Source organism: Pelatocladus sp., assembly GCF_059505505.1.
Genome location: NZ_JCACKS010000211.1, coordinates 43417 through 52418, shown reverse-complemented (window position 1 = coordinate 52418; position 9002 = coordinate 43417). Strand labels below are relative to the sequence as shown.

Annotated in this window: 6 protein-coding genes; all 6 read right to left on the bottom strand. The window is 40.5% G+C overall.

The genetic code is table 11. The features are described from left to right. Positions 1 to 32 precede the first annotated feature (32 nt). Complete coding sequence (locus AC5JMK_RS18465) at positions 33 to 1103, bottom strand: hypothetical protein (protein ID WP_495910751.1); 1071 nt, start codon at positions 1101 to 1103, stop codon at positions 33 to 35. A gap of 685 nt (positions 1104 to 1788) precedes the next feature. Further along, positions 1789 to 3981, bottom strand: a complete 2193-nt coding sequence (locus tag AC5JMK_RS18460; RefSeq protein ID WP_096677062.1) for a caspase family protein — start codon at positions 3979 to 3981, stop codon at positions 1789 to 1791. 289 nt (positions 3982 to 4270) lie between these two features. Further along, positions 4271 to 5443: a sulfate adenylyltransferase gene (sat, locus tag AC5JMK_RS18455; protein WP_495910750.1), complete on the bottom strand. Its 1173-nt coding sequence runs from the start codon at positions 5441 to 5443 to the stop codon at positions 4271 to 4273. 391 nt (positions 5444 to 5834) lie between these two features. Next, complete coding sequence (alr, locus tag AC5JMK_RS18450; protein WP_096677060.1) at positions 5835 to 6953, bottom strand: alanine racemase; 1119 nt, start codon at positions 6951 to 6953, stop codon at positions 5835 to 5837. A 216-nt stretch (positions 6954 to 7169) separates the two neighbouring features. Then, a complete protein-coding gene (locus AC5JMK_RS18445; RefSeq protein WP_096677059.1) occupies positions 7170 to 8057 on the bottom strand; it encodes a hypothetical protein in 888 nt (295 codons plus the stop codon). A 54-nt stretch (positions 8058 to 8111) separates the two neighbouring features. Further along, positions 8112 to 8624 (bottom strand): hypothetical protein, encoded by a 513-nt coding sequence (locus AC5JMK_RS18440; protein ID WP_096677058.1) that lies wholly within the window; start codon positions 8622 to 8624, stop codon positions 8112 to 8114. Between the last annotated feature and the right edge of the window lie 378 nt (positions 8625 to 9002).

Sequence of the window (9002 nt, the reverse complement as noted above, 5' to 3'; positions counted from 1 at the left end):
CTCAAAAATAAAGGCGACGCTGTCATCACAATTTAAATGCATAACAGCTTAGCCATTGGAATAAACGCCATCCAGGTATAGTAATGAGGATATTTACCAGCAATCACAATTGCTAGAGGAATAAATAAACCTCCTATAAGTCCAAAAGAAATAGGTGAGTAAAATTTAAATTGTCGCTTGAATATTTGATAAATGACCAGAATTAATGTCAGCAAATGTAAGAGTGCTGTACTAAAATCTACAATGAACACTTTTTGTAGGCTTAAAATTTTGAGTATACCTCCATCATCACCTTGAACAATTGCCTGAGCAACTTGACCTGTTAGTATATGTTGTGAACCAAAGGTTGAGAGAATAAATTTAAACCAAACTCCATTTGTAAAGTAGAGAGTATAAAGAAACATGATTCCGATAACTGCTCCAATTCCCAGGGCGATAAATTCCTTAATTAATAATTTCCTCAAATAAAATAGCAAGACTCCACCAAGGACGATTACATAAGCAAACAATTGTAGTCCTGCAATGGGAATTAAAATACCAATACATGCCAAAGTAACGCAACGTAACCAAGGAGATGTGATTGTGTATGCAAGTAAGGCTGCTGAAGCAACGGTAATTGCAATAGAGTCTGCACGTCCACTACTGTAACTAAAGCTAATACCAGAACTTGAAAGTATCAGACAAATTAAGGTAATTCTGCTCCAAGGTGAATTAATTAATTTGAGTCTAATTACAGATAGCCAGAGCATTAACACAGAGCCAACTATCAGAAAATAATTAATCGATCTGACTGCTGTTAGACTAAAGCCGAAAACTTTGAGCCAGTGGTAAAGAATTATTTCATGGAGTGGTAGATTACCTGCCCAAAATTCTTCTTTTGTTTGATAATACCATGCTGTAGATATCCACCCTTTACCAAAAAAAAGATTATTGGGTGGATCTGTGAACATAACTTCATCTGTCCATACTGGTTCTATTCTAGATGCTACTATTAAGCCAACCAATAAAAATAAAATGCATAGTACAATGATTAAAATAGCCTCGAATTTCCAGCTATTATTTTGCTGTTTACCTTGATTGCGTAGAAACAATTGTTTATGCATAATTAAATTACAAAAATAAATTAAAAATTATTAATGCGCTTTAACTTTCAGCAAAGAATTATTTACCTGTATGTAATTAGAAAATGGCTATAAATATAAAGCCTCTCTATATTAAGAGAATTAGATTTAACAACTTTTCCAGGTTCATAACTTGCCAAAGTAAAAACTCTCAAAAGTTTACTTGCTAGATACTACCTTGACTAAATAATTATTTGAGTGTATAAAAAATATCTTTATACAAGTTTTATGAAATTTTTATACAATCTTTCCCCGTAATTCCCAGCAATTCTAAATTTAAGATTTGACAAAAAATCAGAGCGCGATCCAATACTGTAGGACTAGCCTTTTCAAGAACTCTTATGCACCAAAGAGTTTCCCAATCCAAAATCTATAGACACGTAGACGCGGAGTGGCTACTTCTGTGAAGTCGCTACGCGCCCAATACGGTTCGGATAAGACAAATCGATTAACATTTAAATCCTGTATCAGACGCGATATATCGCGTCTGGTACAATCCCAAAATTATGACGAAAAATCCTTAACTTAACCGTATTGGCTACGCGCCTACCGAAGGTAAGCGGTTTCAAGGAAGAGTAATCCAAAATCCAAAATGGTATAAAGTCAGCTAAAAATAGAGACGTTGCACCTGCAACGTCTCTATTTTGCTTTGCTATGTGTTCCGTAATTACACTACCTGTAATCCAAAGCCTAAACTTGCCCAATGATTCACATCTAATACATAGGAGTCAGCAGGTATAGTATTAGAATCAACTTTTGCTGTACTGGCGTTGTGCAAGTCTTGCAAAAGAGCATAGGCAACTTCTAACGGGTTTAATATTGGGAGAATACGTTGTTGATCGGCGCGGGGATGTTTAGCAGTTCTTAAGGCGTCGAGGGTTTGGGTAAATGGAGCTGTGCTAAAGATTAATTGGGTTTCACTAAAGGAAAGTGGCCCTTGGATTACCCATTCAAAGCCAGATGTGGTTTGTGGTAGAGTCAAAGTCTCGCCGGGAGCTATGGTAATATTAGTCAGCTTTGGTTCTGGCGATTCATCGCTTCCTGTAACTTTTTGCCACGGATAAAGAGCGATCGCATTCTTAGCGCTATTTAGTCCAAAGAGCATACAGTATATTGGGCTGTTGCCCATGTTTTGCACACGATACTGTACTCGACTACCAAGAGGTACAGTGGCTATGTGTCCGATTTCATTACTAGCTGATTTCTTGCTAGTGGATTGTTGAGTGTGCGTTCGCAGTGTTTCGCGATGCATGACTGTGCGAGGTGCGATACCACTAATTATCTCTAGACTTGCCTTCACACTCAAGCGAGAAGAACCTTCATTATCTGTGAGTCGCCACAATTTTGCTGCTAAAAGGGTTTGCAGTTTCGGATTTAACCTCTGTATTGCTACTTTGATTGCTTCTCCTGCTTCGCCAAAGGTGCTGGAAATTTTCTCGCTGCTGGGAGAAAACAAACCATAGCGACTAGGAGAGATCATGAATGAGGTAGAAGCAATGAAGTCTTTATTTTTGCTGTCTGGACGTTTACCAAATAAGTAGTCTGGTGTTTGTTCTCCTGCAACTATACTCGTCACATGAGCGACGCTAGCAAAGGCGCTAGTAGCGTCTACCCGTTCGATTCTTTCTAGTTCTCCATCAAGAGCTACTATTAAGTCGATGTTTCGGGGTAAGACTCGCACTGCTTCTTGGACGAGTTGTCCGACTTGGGGAAAAGTTTTATCTTCAAAAGAAACAATCTGGGTTTTTGCTGTCAAACCACTACGCGATCGCAGAATCAATTCTGTAGTTGTACCTGTTGGCTTCACTAGAGTCAACCGAGAATTTGCACTATAGTATTCCAATACATGGGGTGGAATTCCTGCCAACCATACTAGTGCTGTTTGACCATCTTCTTCGGTTGCAGTGATGACTCCCTCTGCACTAGTTGTATCTGGGAAAAAGTTCTCGATTAATTGGACTCGTTGTTGATTTTTCTTGGCGATCAATAAGCCTGGTTGCTGTGTGCTACCCAACTGCTGCATTGTACTCCCCACACGGGAGATAAATGCAGGAATTGTGAGCTTTGGTGTTGTTTCCCACAGATATTGTGTCAGGGCGTAGGTAAATAATCCTGCACTAAAACCAGAATATTGTATTTCCCGTGCCACTTGATTGGGAGCAGAAGTTGCAGACAATACTACTCCGAGCTGTTCTGTAGTGGCTTTTTTTTGGAGTTGTTTTTGCAAGTCGAGTTCTGCATCTATTAAAACCGCTTCCTGTGGCGTTTGACAGACACGAACTCGCAAAGGAGCTACCAAACTATCAGGAGTATAGTAACTGGTATCTAATACTGCTGTGACTCGATCTGTAGGGAGCGATCGCAGCATCAGTAGTAGGGTTTCTTCTAATAAATACTTGACAGTTTTTGGATCTTGTGAATTTGTTCCAATTCCATTTGCGGGAACAAGAGCATTTTGCACTGCTTCTGGTGAGTTCCCCAAGTGGACACGACTACCATAGCCGCTAAAGTGGAAGACAACCACATCACCAGGTTTTGCTTGTCCAATTAAATGCTCCCAAAAAGCAGATTCAATAAATTCTCTGCTGGCTTGTTCGTCAGTCAGAGACAAAATATCTGAAGCTTTGAACCCAAAACGGTGAATCAAAACCTCTTTTTGTAATTCTACATCTACCAGACAACCATTCAGCGCTGGAATTTGGCGATATTGGTTAATACCCACCAATAAAGCCAGTTTACGCGGACTGGGTTGTGCTAACGCCTGCTGATAACGAGTTCCTAACTGGAACCACTCAGCCTCTGCTACACCCATTACCGCTAATATGGAGCCAAACCGTTGGAAAAACGTTCGCCGCTTCATAATTGCTATCAGCCCTTAGTCCACCAGCTTATTAAGCTTATCGGGCAGAGGGCTGTAGTGTAAAGATTGGGGGTCGGGGAAAGGGGACAAGGGATCGGGGATCGGGGAAAGGGAAAAGGGGATTGGGGAAAAAGGGACAAGACAGACAAAACAATTCAAAATACCTTCGGTAGGCGCGTAAGCGACTTGGTGTAAGTAGACGCTCCGCGTCTACAAAATTCAAAATTCAAAATGAAGAATCTTTTCCCCGATCCCCAATCCCTGTTCCCCGATCCCTTGTCCCCGTTCCCTAAACAGGTACTTTCATCGCCCGTGCTAACTCTGCTGCTACTTCTGGGCGAGAAAATTCTGGTGGGGGTAACTCGCCCCGACGCAACATTTCTCGTACTTTTGTACCAGATAGGTGAACACGTTCTTCTGGTTTACTGGGACTGGTTTTGGTTGTCGCCATCTGCTTGGTACGGGTGCAGTAGAAGGCGTGTTCAAACATCATTGGCGTAATACCAATTTCCTCTGGTTTAAACTCAGCAAAAATATATTGAGCGTCATAGGTTCCGTAGTAATCACCAACACCTGCATGATCTCGCCCGACGATAAAGTGAGTACAGCCGTAGTTCTTGCGAATTAAAGCATGGAAAATTGCCTCACGTGGCCCGGCGTAACGCATGGCTGAGGGGTTAATTGCTAAAATTACCCGATTTTCGGGATAGTAATGTTCTAGGAGAATTTCATAGCAACGCATCCGTACGTCAGCAGGGATATCATCATCTTTTGTTGCGCCTACGAGTGGATGCAAAAATAGACCATCTACAGTTTCTAGCGCACATTTTTGGATATATTCATGGGCGCGGTGGATGGGGTTACGAGTTTGGAAACCAACAATAGTTTTCCAGCCTTTTTGCTGGAATAATTGCCGTGATTCTGCGGGATCAATTTGGTAGGTGGGGAAGTAGGGATGGGGATCGCGTTCTAATAACCACACATCACCTGCAAGATTCACAGGTCTTTGATTGTAGACTACCTGTACACCGGGATGTTTTTCTTCATCGGTGCGGTAGACGTTGATTGCTTCCCGTTGTTTGTCGTAGCGATATTTTTGAGTGAGTTCCAAAACCCCGATAAATCTGCCTTCAGAGTTATCCAGACGCACCAAACCATCTTCGGTAAGAGAAGCTGCTACTTCTTCGCTAACAGAAAGTGTAATCGGAATTGACCACACAGTACCGTTAGCCAATCGCATTTCTGCAACAACGCGATCGTAGTCCTGCTGATTCATAAAACCAGTGAGTGGACTAAAACCACCGATCGCAATCATTTCTAAATCAGAAACTGCTCTTTGATCAAGTTGCACGCGCGGCAGAAACTCGGCTTTGGAAAGAAATATTTCTTTTTGTTCTGGTGTAGCAACGCGATTAATTAACTGCCCACCATGAGGAGGAATGCCTTGTGGATGATAACTCAACTTTGCCCCTTATTGACTTAAATACAGTTTTTTTTAAGGTATGTTAATAACTTACCAAACTCTAAGTATGTATAGAGCAAAATTTATAATTGAATTTCAAAGTAAAATATATACTTGATTTTTAAGTTTAATTGCGTAATTATTTTCTTTTTTTAAAGCTTTTTTATCCAAGCAAATACGCTAATTATACTTTGAACCAGTAAAAAGACTGCGTATCTTTTTCGTATCAAGAAGAATTTGGCTGATTGGATTTAACAAGCAATTTTTTTTGGTAGATTAGGTATCTAAACAAAATTAACTACATATTCTTCAATCTGTTCCCTATTCCCTAAATATAATAAAAGCACGGCTAATTGGCCGTGCCAAGATGGGAAAAAGCACATCACCTGAATCAATATAAGTAACTTACCTGGTTCATAAAACCAGCCATCAGGTTGATTTCTGTGTGTACACTCTGAAACATATCTGCTAATTCTTCAAAGGTAATCTCCTCGTTACCTTGATTACCAACGAGTACCACTTCATCACCCCATTTTACTTCTTTTGGTAGATCGGTAACATCTACTGTTGTGATATTTAGCGAAACTCGTCCCACCACTGGACAACGCTGACCCTGAATTAAAACTATGCCTTTGTTAAAGAGCGATCGCGGATAACCTTCACCAAAACCCACAGGTAAAGATGCAATCAAACTATCGCGTTGAGCAGTATATAAACTGCCATAACCAATAGTTTTGCCTGCTGGTATTTTCCTTACTTGCGCTACTCTGGTTTTTACTGACATTACTGGTTTAAGTTCTAGCGGGTTTTCAAAGTCTCGTGAAGTGCGTACCCCGTAACAAGCAGCACCAACCCTGACTAAACTATTACATTTAGGAGTCAGGCGCACTGTTGCAGCACTATTGTGAGTATGAGTTAGTACATTTTCCGGTAAGTAGTCATTCAAAGCAGTACGAACATGATAAAAATCTGCCATCTGCTTTTCTGTAAACGCCAGTTGTTTACCGTCGGCACTGGCAAAATGAGTCATAATTCCCACAATAGACAAACCTGGCAATGTACAAACTTTCTTTAATTCTTCAATCTCAGATGAGAAGAAACCACTTCTACCCATCCCCGTATCAATATTGATATGCACGGGGATTTTTTTGTTGCGTCTCACCCCTGCGTCAGATAAATACTCTGCTGCTTCCATTGTTCCCACCTGTTCTTCTATATTCAGGTGGTGTATGGATTCTTCTAATTCTTGTGGTAGCGCCATGCGTAAACGCAGGAGTTTGACATCCAAATCCAAATCACGGATAGTTGTTGCTTCTGGATTTGTGCAAATACCAATATAATCTGTTCCTGCTACAACAGCCGTTGTTGCTAACTGTCTTAAACCATGTCCGTAAGCATTTGCTTTCATCACGACGCACAACTTTGCAGGTGCAACAAAATCTCGGATGTAGCGAATATTGTCTTTAAACTTTCTGGCAGAAACTGTGACTTCAATGTGATGCTGATTCATTGGGGTTGTCTAATTAACTCTTTCAACTAGTTAGTTTGTTGATTTATCCAAACAACAAACAACACTCCTAGCTAGTCGTGTCAATTATCGAATACAACCCCTGATTTTCCAGTTTAATTAATTACTTTTTTGATAATATTTTTTCTTAGGAATTATTATTTTGGAAAGGATAATTAGTAATAGAAATAATTACTAATTACCCATAAAGTTATCAAACTAAATTTCTGCCACAGCCCGCTCAATCAAGCGACGTGCAAGGGTTTGTGTGCCTGTATGTTCGTAGTAATTTGTCGCTACATCAAGGAATGCTCCTAAATAATCTAATTTGTCATCAGCTATTTCGACAAAAGTTTGCAAATTATTAACTACTTTTTGAGGCGTCAAATTATTGGCATTAACCAGGTTACTCATCCAACCTTGAACTGAGTTAAAGCTTTCGCCAATAAAATTCAGTTTGCTGCTAGAACTTTGACCTGGAATCGCCTCTTGAATATTTTGAAAAGTTGTATTTTTTTCCAACTCTTGGGGATTGGTTTGATTAATTGTAGATAAGGCTTTGGTGATGAAGTCTGGGCCAAGAGGTATCAAACCATCAACACAAACCAAAGCCACCATCCGAATTAGTGATTCACCACTATACTCACCTAAAGACGCGACAAAATCCCCAATGCTATCACCAGGAATACCGTTGATGCTACAAAAAGCCACTAACTCTGTAACTAATTTCAAACACAGATCAATAGTTTGGGCTTTGTCAGCTTTGGGAGTAACAGAGTTGAGAAACCCCAACAGAGGAATTTTCTCTCCTACTTTATTCGCCAAAGCAGCTGCGCCTAGTGCTTTATCTGTGCTATCAACTGTTTGATACAACCACATGGCGCGTTGGTAGCCTTGGGAACGATCATTGTAAAGATAAATGGCTCGTTCGCCGATCGCTTGAATAAGACTTTCATCGCTTTCGCCAGTCACAGTTTTAATAGTGTTGACAAAACCAACTACATTTTGCCATTCTCCAGGAGCGACAAAATCCAGGGAGTTCAACATCGAAACAGTCAAGTTACTAGTTGGTAGTTCGTCTACCAACTCAAAAATCGGTTTACTCACAAAAATCTCCTTATTTTAGTTATTGGTCATTAACAAAAGACAAATAACAATCTTTTATTTCAGTCTTGCTAGACCAGCCAAGTTGAATTTTTTGATCCAGGTTTCACGATCGCTCGCTTGAAATGATGGTGAACGAGAAAGTACTTTGACTTGGTAGCGATCGTTGACTAGTATGGCAGTTTGAGTAGTACCAACTTCTACTGCTGGATAGCCCGCAATTTGCTTGGTGCTGCTGGCAAATTTTGCTGCTGCTGTGGGTGTACTCTTAGTATCAGAAATAGCCAGCATTGCTATTTCTTTACCGTCTTTTTTTAACTTAGCTTCAGCAAAACCCTTTTTCTCTTGAGTATATACACGCTCGTACCCATCTCCAGCAGGAGGGAAAAACTTGTTAAATTCACTACCTTGGGTTGCATTTTTAGCAACAGCTTGACCAGTTTTTTGACGACTGCTTTCTTGTTGTACCTGGTCAAAACGTCCAGGTTCTTTTGGAGTACAGGCTGTAGTCAGTAACAAAACTGACAGCAACACAACAGCTAAAATCCTGCGGACACGAGGAAAATTCATGTTTAACTCCCGTTATGATCAACGTTCAAGGCAATTATCACGGCTTCTGAGTGCTTGTAGCAGAAAATTTACTTTTTGATCAGACTTTATGAGACAAGGGTGTGGAGGTGTAAGGGTATGCTGACTAAAGCAATGAGTGGTGACTGTAAAACTAACTAGACCTCTTGCAAAAGTCGAATGAACCCCCCTCAATCCCCCCGTTCACGGGGGGAAGATTTAGTTCCCTCCCCGTAAACGGGGAGGGTTAGGGTGGGGTAAAAATATTTTTGCAAGAGGTCTACTGAATAATCATCGTTTCATAAATTCTTACACCCCTACACCCTTACACCCTTACACCCTTACACCCTTACACCCTTACACCCTTACACCCTTACACCC